This window comes from Variovorax paradoxus (assembly GCF_022009635.1).
Lineage (GTDB): Bacteria > Pseudomonadota > Gammaproteobacteria > Burkholderiales > Burkholderiaceae_C > Variovorax.
The window spans coordinates 3,755,451-3,771,400 of record NZ_CP091716.1; the positions used below are offsets into that span (position 1 = coordinate 3,755,451).

General features: G+C 66.5%; 15 protein-coding genes and 1 tRNA gene. 13 read left to right on the plus strand and 3 right to left on the minus strand.

Translation table 11 applies throughout. The features are described 5' to 3' along the window. On the plus strand, window positions 1–603 hold the full coding sequence (locus L3V85_RS17485; protein WP_237680297.1) for a Maf family protein: 603 nt from the start codon (window positions 1–3) through the stop codon (window positions 601–603). Between the two features lie 10 nt (window positions 604–613). Further along, on the plus strand, window positions 614–2,140 hold the full coding sequence (rng, locus tag L3V85_RS17490) for a ribonuclease G (RefSeq protein WP_237680298.1): 1,527 nt from the start codon (window positions 614–616) through the stop codon (window positions 2,138–2,140). Between the two features lie 22 nt (window positions 2,141–2,162). On the opposite strand, the gene msbA is transcribed toward rng, so the two are convergent. Beyond that, complete coding sequence (gene msbA, locus L3V85_RS17495; RefSeq protein ID WP_237680299.1) at window positions 2,163–3,947, minus strand: lipid A export permease/ATP-binding protein MsbA; 1,785 nt, start codon at window positions 3,945–3,947, stop codon at window positions 2,163–2,165. A 252-nt stretch (window positions 3,948–4,199) separates the two neighbouring features. On the opposite strand from msbA, the gene tolB reads away from it, so the two are divergent. The 7 genes from tolB (at window position 4,200) to L3V85_RS17530 (ending at window position 9,739) form a co-directional block, all read left to right on the plus strand. Further along, window positions 4,200–5,426: a Tol-Pal system beta propeller repeat protein TolB gene (gene tolB / locus L3V85_RS17500; RefSeq protein ID WP_237680300.1), complete on the plus strand. Its 1,227-nt coding sequence runs from the start codon at window positions 4,200–4,202 to the stop codon at window positions 5,424–5,426. A 25-nt stretch (window positions 5,427–5,451) separates the two neighbouring features. Beyond that, window positions 5,452–5,970: a peptidoglycan-associated lipoprotein Pal gene (gene pal, locus L3V85_RS17505; RefSeq protein ID WP_237680301.1), complete on the plus strand. Its 519-nt coding sequence runs from the start codon at window positions 5,452–5,454 to the stop codon at window positions 5,968–5,970. Continuing rightward, complete coding sequence (gene ybgF / locus L3V85_RS17510) at window positions 5,970–6,719, plus strand: tol-pal system protein YbgF (protein ID WP_237680302.1); 750 nt, start codon at window positions 5,970–5,972, stop codon at window positions 6,717–6,719. Before pal ends, ybgF begins: the two co-directional genes overlap by 1 nt. Before the next feature lie 19 nt (window positions 6,720–6,738). Next, window positions 6,739–7,584, plus strand: coding sequence for a tRNA threonylcarbamoyladenosine dehydratase (locus tag L3V85_RS17515; RefSeq protein ID WP_414080131.1), 846 nt, complete (start codon window positions 6,739–6,741; stop codon window positions 7,582–7,584). Between the two features lie 49 nt (window positions 7,585–7,633). Beyond that, window positions 7,634–7,709 (plus strand) — tRNA-Lys (locus tag L3V85_RS17520). Window positions 7,710–7,971: 262 nt separating this feature from the next. After that, window positions 7,972–8,301, plus strand: coding sequence for a Rap1a/Tai family immunity protein (locus tag L3V85_RS17525; protein ID WP_237680303.1), 330 nt, complete (start codon window positions 7,972–7,974; stop codon window positions 8,299–8,301). Between the two features lie 181 nt (window positions 8,302–8,482). After that, the gene (locus L3V85_RS17530) at window positions 8,483–9,739 is read left to right on the plus strand and encodes an MFS transporter (protein WP_237680304.1); all 1,257 of its coding nucleotides are present in this window, start codon (window positions 8,483–8,485) and stop codon (window positions 9,737–9,739) included. A 2-nt stretch (window positions 9,740–9,741) separates the two neighbouring features. On the opposite strand, the gene L3V85_RS17535 is transcribed toward L3V85_RS17530, so the two are convergent. Continuing rightward, on the minus strand, window positions 9,742–10,635 hold the full coding sequence (locus L3V85_RS17535) for a LysR substrate-binding domain-containing protein (protein ID WP_237680305.1): 894 nt from the start codon (window positions 10,633–10,635) through the stop codon (window positions 9,742–9,744). Window positions 10,636–10,746: 111 nt separating this feature from the next. On the opposite strand from L3V85_RS17535, the gene L3V85_RS17540 reads away from it, so the two are divergent. The 4 genes from L3V85_RS17540 to L3V85_RS17555 are packed head-to-tail and all read left to right on the plus strand — an operon-like array spanning window position 10,747 to window position 14,838. Beyond that, window positions 10,747–11,589: an HpcH/HpaI aldolase family protein gene (locus L3V85_RS17540; RefSeq protein WP_237680306.1), complete on the plus strand. Its 843-nt coding sequence runs from the start codon at window positions 10,747–10,749 to the stop codon at window positions 11,587–11,589. 45 nt (window positions 11,590–11,634) lie between these two features. Beyond that, a complete protein-coding gene (locus tag L3V85_RS17545; RefSeq protein WP_237680307.1) occupies window positions 11,635–12,528 on the plus strand; it encodes an amidohydrolase family protein in 894 nt (297 codons plus the stop codon). Window positions 12,529–12,559: 31 nt separating this feature from the next. Next, window positions 12,560–13,654, plus strand: coding sequence for a hypothetical protein (locus tag L3V85_RS17550; protein WP_237680308.1), 1,095 nt, complete (start codon window positions 12,560–12,562; stop codon window positions 13,652–13,654). Next, window positions 13,651–14,838: a DUF5624 domain-containing protein gene (locus L3V85_RS17555; RefSeq protein WP_237680309.1), complete on the plus strand. Its 1,188-nt coding sequence runs from the start codon at window positions 13,651–13,653 to the stop codon at window positions 14,836–14,838. Before L3V85_RS17550 ends, L3V85_RS17555 begins: the two co-directional genes overlap by 4 nt. A gap of 61 nt (window positions 14,839–14,899) precedes the next feature. Here L3V85_RS17555 and L3V85_RS17560 read toward each other — a convergent pair whose 3' ends face one another. Further along, window positions 14,900–15,919 carry a porin gene (locus tag L3V85_RS17560; RefSeq protein WP_237680310.1) on the minus strand — a complete coding sequence of 340 codons (1,020 nt, stop codon included), beginning with the start codon at window positions 15,917–15,919 and terminating at the stop codon, window positions 14,900–14,902. Between the last annotated feature and the right edge of the window lie 31 nt (window positions 15,920–15,950).

Genomic DNA, 15,950 nt, shown 5'->3' on the forward strand with positions numbered 1-15,950 from the left:
TTGTCCGACTTCATCTACCTCGCCTCGCAAAGCCCGCGCCGTGCCCAACTGCTGGGCCAGCTCGGCATTCGCCATGCGCTACTGCTTGCGGACGCCAGCGAGGACGCCGAATCGCTCGAAGCGGTGCTGCCGAACGAGGCGCCGGCCTCCTACGTGCAGCGCGTGACCGCGCTCAAGCTCGATGCCGCTGTTGCGAGGCTGCAGCGGCGCGGGCTGGCCAGCGCGCCGGTGCTCTGCGCCGACACCACGGTCGCGCTCGGCCGCACCATCCTCGGCAAGCCCGAGGACGCCGCCGATGCCGCCCGCATGCTCGCGATGCTCTCCGGCGCGATGCACCGCGTGCTGACGGCCGTGGCCCTGCAGGACGGCGACCGGCGCCTTGCCGCGCTCAGCGTCTCGCGCGTGCGCTTCGCGAAAGTCACCGAAGCACAGATTGCCCGCTACGCCGAAAGCGGCGAGCCGCTCGGCAAGGCCGGGGCCTATGCCATCCAGGGCGCGGCGGCCGCGTTCATCGAGCACATCAGCGGGTCCTATTCGGGCATCATGGGACTTCCCATGTTCGAGACCGCCGAACTGCTGCGCGGCGCCGGTTTCAATACCTGACAAGAATTCCATGCAAGACATCCTGATCAACTGGTCCCCGCAAGAGACCCGTGTGGCGCTGGTCGAGCACGGCGCGGTGCAAGAGCTGCACGTCGAGCGCACGCTGGAGCGCGGACTGGTCGGCAACATCTACCTCGGCAAGGTGTCGCGCGTGCTGCCGGGCATGCAGTCGGCCTTCATCGACATCGGCCTGGAGCGCACCGCCTTCCTGCACGTGGCCGACATCGTGGCGCCGTTCACGCCGGGTTCGCGGCCCAGCGCGCCGGCACCCGAGCGCGATCACCGCAACGGCGGGCCGATGGTGCCCATCGAGAAGCAGGTGTTCGAGGGGCAGTCGTTGCTGGTGCAGGTCATCAAGGACCCGATCGGCACCAAGGGCGCGCGGCTTTCCACGCAGATCAGCATTGCCGGGCGGCTGCTGGTGTTCTTGCCGCAGGACAACCACATCGGCGTGTCGCAGAAGATTCCGTCGGACCAGCGCGAGTCGCTGCGCAACCGCATGCTGGCGCTGATCGAGGCGGCTGCGGCGGCCGACAGCGGCGGCGTGGTGCCGGCCAACACCGGCGGCTTCATCCTGCGCACCAACGGCGAGGATTCGTCCGACCCCGAGCTGGCCGAAGACATCGCCTACCTGCGCAAGACCTGGTCGCGCATTCGCGAGGCCTCGATGCGCATGCCGCCGATGTCGCTGCTGCATCAGGACCTCAGCCTGCTGCAGCGCGTGCTGCGCGACATGACCAGCGAAGACACGCAGACCATCCGCATCGACTCGCGCGAGCAGTTCGAGGTGCTGCTGAAGTTCGGCCTCGAATTCATGCCCAAGGCCGCCGGCAAGCTGCAGCACTACAAGGGCGAACGGCCGATCTTCGATCTGTATTCGGTCGACGAGGAAATCGCGAAGGCGCTGGGGCGTCGCGTCGAGCTCAAGTCGGGCGGCTACCTCGTGGTCGACCAGACCGAGGCGCTCACCACGGTGGACGTGAACACCGGCGGCTTCGTCGGCGCGCGCAACTTCGACGACACCATCTTCAAGACCAACCTGGAGGCGGCGCAGGCCATTGCGCGGCAGCTGCGGCTGCGCAACCTGGGCGGGATCATCATCGTCGACTTCATCGACATGGGCCGGGACGACCATCGCGAGCAGGTGCTGGGGGAGTTTCGCAAGCAGCTGGCGCGCGACCGCGTGAAAACCACTGCCGGCGGCTTCTCGCAGCTCGGTCTGGTCGAGATGACGCGCAAGCGCACGCGCGAATCGCTCGCGCACATGCTGTGCGAGCCTTGCGCGGCCTGTGGCGGGCAAGGCATCGTGAAGACCGCGCGCAGCGTGGCCTACGACGTGATGCGCGAAATCTTGCGCGAGGCGCGTCAGTTCACGCCGCGCGAGTTCCGCATCGTGTCGTCGCCGCAGGTGATCGAGCTGTTCCTCGACGAGGAAAGCCAGCATCTGGCGGGCCTGAGCGACTTCATCGGCAAGCCGATTTCGCTGCAGTCGGAGCCGGCGATCGGGCAGGGGCAGTACGACATCGTGCTGCTCTGACCCGGACGCCCCGGCGGCCCGGTCAGAGCGTCGGGTCTTGCCCCGGCGGCGCGCTGCGCACGGCGAGCGTCTGCAGCCGCGCATAGAGGCCGTCGAGCTGCATCAGCTGCTCGTGGCTGCCTTGCTCGGCGATGCGGCCTTGCTCCATCACGATGATCCGGTCCGCGTGCTGGATGGTCGACAGGCGGTGGGCCACGATCAACGTGGTGCGGTTCTGCATCAGGCGCTGCAGGGCGTCCTGCACCAGCCGTTCCGATTCGGTGTCCAGCGCCGACGTGGCTTCGTCGAGCAACAGCACCGGCGCGTTCTTGTAGAGCGCGCGGGCAATCGCCAGGCGCTGACGCTGACCGCCTGAAAGCTGCGTGGCGTTGTGGCCCAGCACCGTGTCGATGCCCTGCGGCAGGTTCTCGACGTGCGAGCTCAGGTTGGCGGCATCGATGCATTGCAGCACGCGTTCGCGATCGATCTCCGAACCCAGCGCCACGTTGGCGGCGAGGGTCTCGTTGAGCATCACCACGTCCTGGCTCACCATCGCGAATTGCGCGCGCAGGCTCTTGAGCTCCCATTCGCTGGTGTCGTGTCCGTCGAGCAGCACCTGGCCGCTGCTGGGCTGCACGAAGCGCGGCAGCAGGTTGACCAGCGTGGTCTTGCCCGAACCCGAGGGGCCGACGAATGCGACCACCTGGCCGGGCTCGATGGTGAGGTTCACGCCGTCGAGGGCGCGCTGCTCGTCGTCGCCACGGTAGCTGACCTGCACGTTGCGCAGCTCGATGCGGCCTTCGGCATGCTCGATGCGGAACGTGCCCTGCGATTCCGGCGCGACCTCGTCGATCAGCACCAGCCCGCGTTCCAGCGCGGCCAGGCCGCGCGTGATCGGCCCTGCCACTTCGGCCAGCCGGCGGATCGGTGCGATGAGCATCAGCATGGCCGTGATGTAGGCGACGAAGCCGCCGACGGTGAAGCCCTGCTTGCCGCTTTGCCAGAGCGCGATCATCACCACTACCGACAGCGCGAGCGAGGCCATCATCTGCGTGAGCGGCGTGGTCGCGGCCTGCGCAATGGTCGACTTCACGGCCAGGCGGTTCAGGCGCTGGCTCAGCTGCTCGAAGCGGCGGCCCTGCGCGCCTTCGGCGCCGTGCAGGCGCACCACGCGGTGGGCGAGCACGTTTTCCTCGACCACGTAGGCCAGCTCGTCGGTGGCCTGCTGGCCCTGCTGCGTGAGCCGGTAGAGCCGCTTGGAGAACACCTTCATGATCCACGAGATGCTGGGCACCAGGAAGGCGACGATGAGCGTAAGCTTCCAGTTCAGGTAGACCAGGTAGCCCAGCAGCGCGATCAGCGTGAAGCCGTCGCGCGAAAGGCCGAGCAGGGCCTGTACCAGCAGCATCGCGCCGGTCTGCACTTCGTAGACCACCGTATTCGAAAGCGCACTGGCCGACTGCCGCGTGAACAGCGCGAGCTCGGCGCCGAGCAGGCGCTCGAACATCACCCGCCGCAGTTTCTGCATGCCTTCATTGGCGATGCGCGACAGGGCGTACTGGGAAATGAACTGGGCAATACCGCGCACCGCGAACAGCAGCAGCACGGCGGCGGGCACGAACCACAGCGGCATTTCGCCGCGGGTGAAGCCGCGGTCGAGCAGTGGTTTGAGCAGGGCGGCCATGAGCGGCTCGGTGATTGCCGCCAGCATCGCCCCGCTCAATCCAAGGGCCCACCATTGGCGCGAGCCGCCGAACCAGGTCATGAGTCGCGCCAGACGGCGCATCAGGGGAGGGCGAGGAGTCTCGCCGCCGGGGGAAGCTTGCATGGCGGCGGATTCTACGGGTGGGCCCGTTCCGGGCTTCCTGAAGTGATTCTGTAGGACCGTACCGCTGGATAAACGTTTTGTGACGGCGTCTCCAAACCAGTGTGTAACATGTGCACCGTCAAGCCGGGGAGAACTTTTTACCCGGAAACCTCTCCGAACCGCATGAACAAGCCGTTGCCAACTCCAATTCCAACTCCTTCTTCATCGCTATTTGCACGCCGCACCGTCATCGCGGCTCTTGCCGCCACTCCCATGCTTCCTGCACTCGCCCAGTTCCGGGTCGAAGTGTCGGGCGTCGGGCTGACGCAGCTGCCAATCGCGCTCGTCCCCTTCAAGGGACAGGAATCCTCCCCGCAGAAGATCTCCGACATCGTCCAGGCCGACCTGGAACGAAGCGGCCAGTTCCGTGGCGTAGACGCCTCGGGCCAGGCGCTGGACGAGGCCTCGCGCCCCGACCTGTCGCTGTGGCGCCAGCGCACCGCCGATTCGCTCGTGGTGGGTAGCGTCAGCCGCCTGGCCGACGGCCGCTTCGACGTGCGTTTCCGCCTGTGGGACGTGGTCAAGGGGCAGGATCTCGGGGGGCAGAGCTACACGGTGCCGCAAGGCGACCTGCGCCTGGCCTCGCACCGCATTGCCGACTACGTGTACGAGAAGCTGACCGGCGAAAAAGGCATCTTCTCGACCCGCATCGCCTACGTCACCAAGGCCGGCAGCCGCTATTCGCTGTGGGTGGCCGACGCCGACGGCGAGAACGCGCAGGCCGCTCTGGCCAGCCCCGAGCCCATCATCTCGCCGTGCTGGTCGTCCAACGGTCAGCAATTGGCGTATGTGTCCTTCGAGTCGCGCAAGCCGGTCGTCTACGTGCACAACGTGGCCAGCGGCCAGCGCCGGCTGCTCGCGAACTTCAAGGGTTCCAACAGCGCGCCGGCCTGGGCACCCGACGGCAACTCCCTTGCGGTCACCCTCAGCCGCGACGGCGGTTCGCAGCTCTTCACCATTCCGGCCAGCGGCGGCGAACCGCGCCGCCTGACGCAAAGCTCGAGCATCGACACCGAGCCGGCGTTCTCGGCCGACGGCAGCACCATCTACTTCGTCAGCGACCGTGGCGGCGCCCCGCAGATCTACAAGATGAGCGCCAGCGGCGGCAACCCGACACGGGTCACCTTCAGCGGCACCTACAACATTTCTCCCGCTGTCAGCGGCGATGGCCGGTGGTTGGCCTACATCTCCCGGGTGGGCGGAGCCTTCAAACTCCACGTGATGGAGTTGGCCTCCGGAAATGTCAGCGCTATCACGGACACCTCCGCCGACGAGAGCCCGAGTTTTGCCCCGAACAGCAAATTGATCGTCTACGCCACGCAGCTGCAAGGCCGCGAAGCCCTCATGACGACCACTTTGGATGGAAAAATAAAGGCACGACTGGCTGGGCAGGCTGGAGACATAAGAGAACCGGACTGGGGTCCGTTTCAAAAGCAATGATTAGGTTTACTTGAGGAGTTCGAAAATGTTGAAACGTACGATTTATTCGCTGGCCATCGTGGCTCTCATCGCCGGTTGTTCGTCGGGCACCAAGCTCAACGAGACGCCGGTGACCGATCGCACCGGCACCGCCGGCGGCCAGCAAGGTGGCGCTAGCGCCGTGGCTCCCGTGACCATCGATCCGAACGCGGGCACCGCGCAAGGTCCGGTGGGCGTGGCGCGCATCATCTACTTCGACTACGACAGCTACACGGTCAAGCCCGAGTTCCAGTCGGCCATCGATGGTCATGCACGTTTCCTCAAGGCCAACCCGCAGCGCCGTGTCTCGATCGAAGGTCACACCGACGAGCGCGGCGGCCGCGAATACAACCTGGCACTGGGCCAGAAGCGCTCCGAAGCCGTGCGTCGTGCACTGACCCTGCTGGGCGTGAACGACAACCAGATCGAAGCCGTGAGCTTCGGCAAGGAAAAGCCGGCGGTCCAGGGCTCGGGTGAAGAAGTGTGGGCGCAGAACCGTCGCGCCGAAATCACGTACCGCCAGTGATGCAACGCGCTGTGTTGCGGGGCGCGGCGCTGGCTGCCGCCCTGCTTTGCGTCTCGGTGGGGTCGCAGGCCGCATTGTTCGAGGATGACGAGGCCCGCCGCGCCATCCTTGATCTGCGCCAGCGCGTCGAGGCCATGCGCCAGCAAACCGACCAGCGACTGACCGACGAAAACGGCCAATTGCGTCGCAGCCTGCTCGACCTGCAGAACCAGATCGAGCAGATGCGTGGCGACCTTGCGCGCATGACTGGCCAGAACGAGCAGCTCACGCGCACCGTGAGCGAAATGCAGTCGCGCCAGACCACTCTCGACGACAAGCTCAAGCAGAGCGAGCCCTCGAAGGTGTCGGTGGACGGCCGCGAGTTCAACGCCGACCCGAAGGAAAAAGCCGATTTCGACGCCGCCCTCGGAGTGTTCCGCTCGGGCCAGTTCGCGCAGGCGCAGACCGCGTTCGCCGAATTCGTCAAGCGCTATCCGCAGAGCGGCTACAACGCGTCGGCCCTGTTCTGGCTCGGCAATGCCCAGTACGCCACGCGCAACTACAACGAGGCGATCGCGAATTTCCGCTCGATGCTGTCGCTCGCGCCCGACCATGCCAAGGCCCCCGAGGCCGTGCTGTCGATCGCGAACTGCCAGATCGAACTGAAGGACACGCGCGCCGCGCGCCGCACGCTGGAAGACCTGACCAAGGCCTACCCGCAGTCCGAAGCCGCGCAGGCCGGCCGCGAACGCCTTTCGCGTTTGCGCTGATGCAGGCGGAGCTTTCCGCTTGAGCGCGATCATCACTGCCGGAATCACCACGCCTCTCGCCGCCGCGGACGTCGCCATCGACACCGCGGCGCCTGACTATGCGCGTCGCTTCGGCGGCTTGGAGCGCCTGTACGGCGTGGCGGGTGCCGCGCGCATCCGCAATGCGCACGTGCTGGTCGTCGGCATTGGCGGCGTGGGCTCGTGGGCGGTCGAGGCATTGGCGCGCAGCGGGGTGGGGCGGCTGACGCTGGTCGACCTCGACCACGTGTCCGAGTCGAACATCAACCGGCAGATCCACGCCCTCGATGCCACCGTGGGCCAGGCGAAGGTCGAGGCCATGCGCGACCGCATCGCCCAGATCAACCCCGAGTGCAAGGTGCTCGCGGTAGACGAGTTCGTCGAGCCTGGCAACTGGACGACGGTGCTCGAAACCGCTCAGACTGCGAACGGACCGGTGACCGCCGTCGTCGATGCCTGCGACCAGGTAAAGGCCAAGCTGACGATGGCCGCGTGGGCGCGTGCCTCGCGCGCCGCCTTCGTCACCGTCGGCGCGGCGGGCGGCAAGCGGCAGGCACACAAGGTCGACATCGACGACCTCTCGCTCGTCACGCACGACCCGCTGCTGGCCCAGTTGCGCCAGCGCCTGCGCAAGGAGCATGGCGCCCCGCGCGAGGGCCGCAAGATCGGCGTGACCTGCGTCTTCAGCCGCGAAAGCGTGGCGCCGCCCGATGCTTCGTGCGCGATCGAAGGCGACGGTTCGCTCAACTGCCACGGCTACGGATCGGTCGTCAGCGTGACCGCGACTTTCGGTCAATGCGCGGCAGGTTGGGTTCTCGACAAAATAGCGTCAAACCTCGCGCTATAATCTTAGGCTTTGCTGGATTCAACACCGGCAAGAAGCGAAAAATGGTTCCGGGACGTTAGCTCAGTTGGTAGAGCAGCGGACTTTTAATCCGTTGGTCACTGGTTCGAATCCAGTACGTCCTACCAAGCCCTTTCTGAAAAACCTCACCCGCCGCAAGCGAGTGAGGTTTTTTTTCGACCATTACCCTCAGCTGCTTCAAGTTCATGGCGGCTATCCGACTCAGTGCGTTCATCGCCTCGCGATCAGTGACTTCGTGATCGGGAAAAATTCGTGCCGGTCTTGGGTATCCTCAGGACCATGACAATCCTTCCCGAAGTCGCGGCTCAACGCGCTCATGCCTGCGTGCATCGGATGCCTCGAGGTCCAGTGATGCCGAGGTTCCACCGTATGTTTGGACTCCTCCTGGCACTTGCCATGGTTTCCGGGGCTGCCCAGGCCAACACCAACGGGAACGAACTGCTGGCGTGGCTCGGTGGTGCAAACCAAGAAAGGGCAGATGCGCTGCGCTATATCGACGGAGTCGTCGACGGGATCGCCGTCGGCTCGCAGACCGCTGGCAAGGAAACAGTCTGTCTGCCGGCAGGGGTCAACCTCGGGCAGATTGCCGATCTCGTTGCCCAAGACATTCGAAGGACTCCGGCTACCCGGCATCTTGACGCTTATGTGCTCATCTATGCCTCGCTCGTCAATACGTGGCCGTGCAAGCCATCGAACTGACATACCGCACCGCACGCTGATTTCTGGAGCAATGCCTCCAGGGCTTCAGCACCCCATCCATACGAAAAAGCTACCGCAATGCATTCCTGAAAATGTATTTGTGGATATGGATGGCGGCTCCTAGCATCGGCCGGATACCCGGCGCCTCCATGGCGCCGCATCCCCGAAGGAGACAAAAACCATGTCATCGCTCCCATTGAGCTGGGCGAGGAGCCCGTCCGGCATCTCTTCGCGCGCCAGCCGCTATTCGATCTTCGTCTGCTTTCTTGTCGCGCTGATCGACGGCTACGACACGCTGATGCTGTCCTTCGTGGCGCCGCTCATCTCGAAGGAGTGGGGCATGCCGCCTGGCGCTTTCGGCAAGGTCTTTGCCGTGAGTTTCGCGGGCGCGGTGGTCGGCGCCATCGCGGTGGGCGCGGCGGCTGATCGCTTCGGCCGCCGCAGGCTGCTGCTGGGTTCGATCCTCATGGCTGGCGGTTTCATCCTGCTGAGCGCGGGATCGAACACGCCCGAACAGCTCATGGCGTGGCGATTCCTCTCGGGCATCGGGTTGGGCGGCGCCATCCCGACCATCTCGGCGCTCGCGGCAGAGCATGCTTCACCCGACCGGCGCAGCGCCACCGTCTCGCGCATGTTCCTGGGCTTTCCCATCGGCGCGGTGGCCGGTGGGGCCATCACGGCCGCGCTGATGCAGCAGGTGGGCTGGCGCGGCATCTTCATCGGCGGCGGTGCGTTGGCGCTGGCATTGCTGCCGCTGGTCTTTTCCATGTCCGAGCCGGGCCGTGACATCGCGCATGCGACCGACGCTCAGCCAGCGCATGCCAAGCATCCGCTGGCCGAGTTGATCGCCGACGGGCGCGGCGCAGGAACCGCGCTGATCGCCATTGCCGCATTCATGATCCTGCTGGTCAGCTACTTCCTGCTGAGCTGGACCCCGAGCGTGCTTGCAATGAACGGCATGAGCCCGCAACACTCGGCGCTGGCTGGCGTGATGCTCAATGTGGGCGGCGTGGCCGGCGCTTTCGCCATGTCTTTTGTCGTAGCGCGGCGTAGTCCCTTCGGTCCGGTCTCGATCTGCCTTGCGCTCGGAGCGCTGCTGGTGCCGCTCTTCGGCTTTCATGTGGTGGGCAGCGAGATCGCGGCGTTCTGCCTCGTGTTTGCGATCGGGCTGCTGGTCATCGGCGGGCAGATGAACATCCCGGCGCTGTGCGTGGACTATTACCCGGCCAGCGTGCGCGCGACCGGCGTGGGCCTGTCGATGGCTGTCGGCCGTATCGGTTCGATCGTCGGGCCGCTGGTCGGCGGGCTGCTGGTGAGCGCGCAGTTGCCGTGGAGCCGTCTGTTCATGCTGGCCGCCGCGCCGGCCTTGCTCGCGGCGGCGGCGCTGGGCTGGATCGCGCACGGCCGCAAGCGCAACGGGCCGAACCGCCCGGCGTAGCCTCAGCGCTTGCGGCTCGCGCGCAGCAGCCGCAGCAGGCTGTCGAGGTGCGGATTCGAATCCGCATCGCGATAGCCGAGATAGAGGCTCGACACCGCATCCTTGTCGAGGATCGGGCTGTACAGCACGCCCTCGAGCTGGATGCACTGCGTGTCGTTCGGCACGATGGCCACGCCGAAGCCCGCCGCCACGAGGCCCACCATGGTCGAGGCTTCGCGCGTCTCGTGCATCACCGCGGGGCGGAAGCCGGCCTTGGCGCACAGTTCCTGCACCTTCCAGTAAAGCCCGATGCCGGCGTCGCGCGGGTAGACGATCAGCGGCACGTCCTGCAGCTCGCGAATGTGGATGCCCTTGCCGCGCGTCAGCACATGCTGCTGCGGCATGGCCGCGACCAGCGGCGCGGAGTACCACTCCTCGATGGTCACGCCCACGGGAATGCCCACGTTGGGCTTGCGCAGCACGCCCAGGTCGAGTTCGCGGGCGTTGATGGCGTCGAGCTGGTGCATCGACGCCATCTCCTGCAACCGCAGCTCCACCGCCGGAAAGCTCGCACGGTAGTTGCGGATGGCCGCCGGCAGCGCGGCCGTCAGCACCGACGACGCGGTGAACCCCACGCTGAGCTTGCCGACCTCGCCGGCGGCTGCGCTCTGCACCTCGTCTTTCGCGCTCTGCACAGAGGTCAGGATGGCGCGTGCGCGGTCCAGGAAGTGGCGGCCCGCCTGCGTCAGGTACACGCGTCGCTTGTCGCGCTCGAAGAGCTGTACGCCCAGCTCTTCCTCGAGCGTGCGGATCTGCGTGCTCAGCGGCGGTTGCGCCATGTAGAGGCGTTCTGCCGCCCGCGTGAAGTTGAGCTCTTCGGCCACGGCGACGAAATAACGGAGGTGACGAAGTTCCACGATATCTCCTGTGTATCGATTGCCATCCGAATTCGGTATTTCTCGATATGAAGCTCATTCTCTAGCATCCCTTCGCATCAGCACAACAACGCAAATACGAAGGACATCGCAATGGCGCAAGACACGGTTTCGGCTTCGGCCGATGCATCGACCAACCTCGTCATCAGCCGTCTGCGGCAGCGCCTGCCGGTCGCCGCGCTGGGCGTGCGCTGCTCGCGCACGCCGGAGGTCGCGCGCCTGGCCAAGGCCAGCGGCCACCATTCGATCTGGGTGGACCTGGAGCACAGCGCCATCGCCATCGATGCGGCCACGCAGATCTGCGCCGCCGCGCTCGACCTCGGGCTCATGCCTTTCGTGCGCGTGCCCGAGCGCGAGTACGGTGTCATCGGCCGGCTGCTCGACGGCGGCGCGGGCGGCATCATCGCGCCGCGCATCGAGACGGTGGCGCAGGCTGAAGACCTCGTGGCAGCCTGCCGCTTTCCGCCGCTGGGCCACCGCTCGGCCATCGGCACGCTGCCGCACGTGGGCTATCGCCGGATGGGGGCAGGGGACTTCAACGCGGCGATGAACCGCGCCACCGCCGTGAAGGTGCTGATCGAGAGCCCGCTCGGCATCGAGAACATCGCAGCCATCGCCGCGGTGCCGGGCATCGACATCGTGGGCATCGGCACCAACGACCTGAGCGCGGAGCTTGGCGTGGCCGGCGACTTTCGCCATCCGCGCGTGCGTGCCGCGCACGAGGCTGCGCTCGCGGCCTGCCTGCGCGTGGGCAAGCCGCTCGCCATCGGTGGCATCGCGGATGCGGCCTATTCGGCCGAGCTGGTGCATCGCGGCGCGGCGCCTTTCCTCATGACCGGCATCGACACCGACCTGCTGCTGGCCGCAATGCATGAGCGCGTCGCGAAGACGCTGAGTTCCGTCGGCATCGAGAACGGCGATACGCCCGTGCGCTGAAGCGCAACTGCCCGCAGTTTTTTCTTTCATTTTTTCTTCGACACCATGAGCTCACAGATCCTCACTTCCAAGCCCATGCGCGCAGCCGACACGCTGGCGCGTCCCACGTTCGCCGTGCCCGCGGGCGGCTGCGATGCCCATGTGCACGTTTTCGAGAGCGAAGACCGCTACCCCCATGTGGACCAGCCGCACTACACCTTGCCCGACGGCCCGCTCGTCAAGCTCGACGCCATGTGCGGCTCGCTGGGGCTGGACCGCTACGTGATCGTGCAGCCCAGCTTCTATGGCACCGACAACCGCTGCATGCTCGACGCGCTCGACCTCGCCGGTGAGCGCGCACGGGGCGTGGCCATGGTGGACGACAGCATTACCGAAGCCGCGCTGCACGACATGCACCGCCGCGGCGTGCGCGCGCTGCGGCTCGACCTGTTCCTGCGCTCGGGCCTGCCGACGGCGGAGCTGGTGCAGTACATCCAGCGCAGCGTGCGAATAACGAAGGCGCTGGGCTGGCACCTGCAGTTCTATACGCCGGGCTGGGTCGTGCGCGACCTGATTCCCTACCTGGGAGACATCGAGGCCGACTTCGTCATCGACCACATGGGCTACATGCTCGAGAGCGACGGCCTCACGCGGCAGGACTTCGACCGCCTGCTGCGGGTGCTGGCCGAGGGCAACGGCTGGATGAAGCTCTCCGGCCCCTACCGCGTGGCGAAGGACGGCAACTACGAAAAGCTGCGCCCGCTGGCGCACGCCATCGTCGAGGCGCTGCCGCGGCGCACCATCTGGGGCAGCGACTGGCCGCATATTCCCGAAGGCGGGCGAGACACCGGCGAGCTGCTGAACCTGCTCGCGCAATGGGTGCCCGATGCGCAGACGCGCCAGCGCATCCTCGTAGACAACCCGGCGCGGCTGTTCGGCTTCGCGCCGCTTTCGCAGTAAGGTGCACATGCCGAACCAAGGAGCGATCCTCATGCAGAACATCCAGGACCTCGACACCTCCGGGGCGCGCGCCGCGGAGACCTTCGTTCACGGCGGCACGCGCTACCTCGTGGTGCCGCAGCTCGCGGTCGACGTGCCCGGCCAGCCCGCGATGATCACCGTGGGCGACAGCAATGTCGACGCGCTGGTCTATCGCTGGCAGGACGAGGCCTTCGTGCCGCATGCGCGGCTGCCGGTGCCGGGAGGTGAAGACGCCGAGTTCTTCGAGATCGGTGCTCGCGCCTTCCTGGCCACCGCGAGCCTCAAGTCGGGCACGGGGCCCTATGAGCTCAACGTCGAGTCCGTCATCTTCGAACTGAAGGACGGCGTGTTCACCGAGTTCCAGCGCGTGCCCACCTTCGCGGCCAAGCAGTGGACGCACTTCGCCATCGGCGGGCGGCACTTTCTTGCGCTGGCGCAAGGCGTGGCGATGGAAGGCACTGTGCCGAGGCACCCGTCGAAGTCGGCGATCTTCGAATGGAACGGCGAGCGTTTCGCGGAGTTCCAGGTCATCGATTCCGTCTGGGGCTACAACTTCGCCTTCTTCGAGATCGGCGGGCAATCCTTCCTGGCCTATGCCGACCATGTGGCGCCGTCGCGCGTCATGCGCTGGAACGGCACGCGCTTCGAAGACTTTCAATTGCTCGAAGGCAAGACCGGCCGCGCCTTCCAGTTCTTCGAGCACGGCGCCCAGGCCTGGCTGGCCTTCGCCTGCCTGCACGACGACACCGTGCTGCTGCGCTGGGACGGCGTTGCCTTCGTGCGGCACCAGACGCTCTGCGGCCCCGGCGGGCGCGAGTTCGTCTGGCGAGAGGATGCGCAGGGCGGCGAGCTGGTGCAGATCAACTTCCTGCTCGGCAGTCGCGAGGCGCCGGTCACCTCGCTGACTTCGGTCGGCTACCGCTTTGCCGATGGCCAGCTGATGGTGCGGCGCGAGTTTCCGACCCTGGGCGGCACCGACGCCTGTGCCTTCGAGGACAAGGGCCATGCCTATCTGGTGGTGGCCAACAGCCTCGGCGCCGACATCCGCTTTCGCACGCCGAGCAAGGTCTACAGGTTGGAGACAGAAGAAGGAGCCGCACCATGACGAACCCGAATTTCCAGAGCCCCGAGTTCCTTCGGCTCTTCGAGACCTACACCGCCAGTGCCGACAGCATCGGCGCGAAGATGACGCATGCGACCGCCCAGGCCGCGCCCGACGCGGCGCTGGTCGTTGCTACGGCGGCCGACTTCATTCTTTTTCCCGGCCGTGGCAAGCCGCCGGAGGTCGAGGGCTACCGGCTCACCACGCGCGGCTTCAAGGAGCTGGCGGCGGTGTCGCACTTCGGCCCCGCGCTGGCGTCGCTGCTGCGGCTGCGGGAGATCGACCCCGAAGGCGGCCTGTGGCGCAGCGAAGCCGAGCGTTTGCTGGCCGCCACCGTGACCGCGCGCCAGGCCAACAGCCTTTCGCTCTGGCGCGACGACATCGCGGTGCCTGCCTACCGGGGGCGCGAGGCGCGCATCGCGGACATGGTGCAGTACGCCTGCGAACTCACCGAGCGCTACATCCTGCGCGCGCTCGCGCAGCCCGAGACCTTCACGGCCGCCGACCTGCGCACGCATTACCTCGAAGCCACCGGCGACGCCGTGGGCGCGACCGTGCCGATGAACAAGGTGATGATCGCCACCTTCTTTCTCGTCGGGCTGGATACCGGGCACCGAGTGATCGGCTGGTTCGAGCGGCACCGCATCGACTGGGCGAATGCGATGGTGCTGATCGTCGGCAGGCAAGGGCGGCCCACCGCAGGCGTTACCTGGAGCACCAACGCGGTGTGCTCGATGATCCTGGCCGCGTCTCGCCACGCGCTGCCGCTGGAGCGCGTGTACATCGCGCCGCATGCGCCGGCACCGACCTTCACCTATCCGGTCGACCTGGACGCCGTGGCGGCGCACGAGGCGCCGATGCGCAAGCTGTGGTGGGCCACGCGCGCCATGAGCGACCTGGGGCCGCTCATGTACGAGGGCTATCCGCGCTTTGCCCCGGGCCGTGGCGGCCGGCCTGTGCTGCAGCCCGACACCACCGAAGTGAGCGAGATGCCCGCGATCGGCGGCCCCGACGACTGGCATGCACTGAACACCCGCATGCGCGTGATCCTCGAAGACCCTCGGCAACTGCTCGCGGGCTGCGTGACGGACTATGCCGCTGACCAGTTGCAGGCGGCGGGCAACGATCCGCGCGTGGTGGTCGTGCCGGGGCTCGACGGCACCGACTACCCCCGCTGCTTTTCCTGAACTCCTGAGCAAAAGAATGCCGGGCACCTTGCGGCGCCCGGCATTCGTTATTTGGCACACGTCAGAAGTTGTGCGAGATCCCGATCTGGAAGCCGCGCGAGCTGGCCCCAGCCTGCGGATCTTTCAGCGCATCCGTTACCACGTAGGCGGCGTTGCCCTTGTTGCGGATCTTCGACCAGGTTCCATAGATCGCGCTGCGCTTGCTCAGCCAATGCACATAGCCGACGGCCAGTTGCGTTGCGTCGTCCGCATCCACGCCGGGGCCCGAGCGGTTCGAACGCGCAACAGAGGCCTTGATGACACCCGCGCCCACCGGCACGCTGAGGCCCAGCATGATGTTCGTCTGCTTGTCGTTCGGCGCTTTCTGCTGGAGGTAGTTGGCATACAGCTTGGCAAGGCCGAAGTCATAACTGCCGCCGAGGCTCGCGTTGCGGTAGTGCAGGCCTTCGACCGGTGTCTGCCCGTAGCTGGCCGCGATGTCCAGAGCGCCCGACGCATAGCCCAGCCGCAGGCCCGAATACTTCGTGCCGGCCTGGCCCTCGGGCATCGCCACGGTGAACTGGCCGTAGACGCCACCCAGGTTGCGCGGCAGGAAGTAACTGACCGAATTGTTGGCGCGCACCAGCGTCTTGGCACCGCCGAGCCCGAAAGGCCAGCCTTCGACGATGTTGCTGGAACCGCCCACGCCGACGGTGCCGAAGGGCGAGAACTGCGAGATGTTCCAGAAGCTGGGCGTGTAGTCGCGGCCCAGGCGGAGTTCGCCGAATGCGTTGTGCGACAGGCTGAGGGTGGAGCGCCGCTGCCAGGCCACGCCCTGCATTTCGCCGGTGTCGGGCAGCGATGCCGATTCGAGCCAGAAGCCCGCGGCCAGGCCGCCGCCGAGGTCTTCGGTGCCACGGAACCCCAGCCGGCTCGGGAAGATGTTGCCGCCCTGGTCCATGGCGGTGACGGAGGTCATGCCGGACTTCGCGGACGTGACGTTGAGGTCGACCGTGCCGAAGATCGAAATGGTCGATTGCGCGAGCGCATGGCCGTGAAGGCCGAGGCAGCCGGCGGCAATGAGAAGGGTGGGGCGGATCATGGTGCTTGTCTCCTGGTTGTAGAAAAACTGG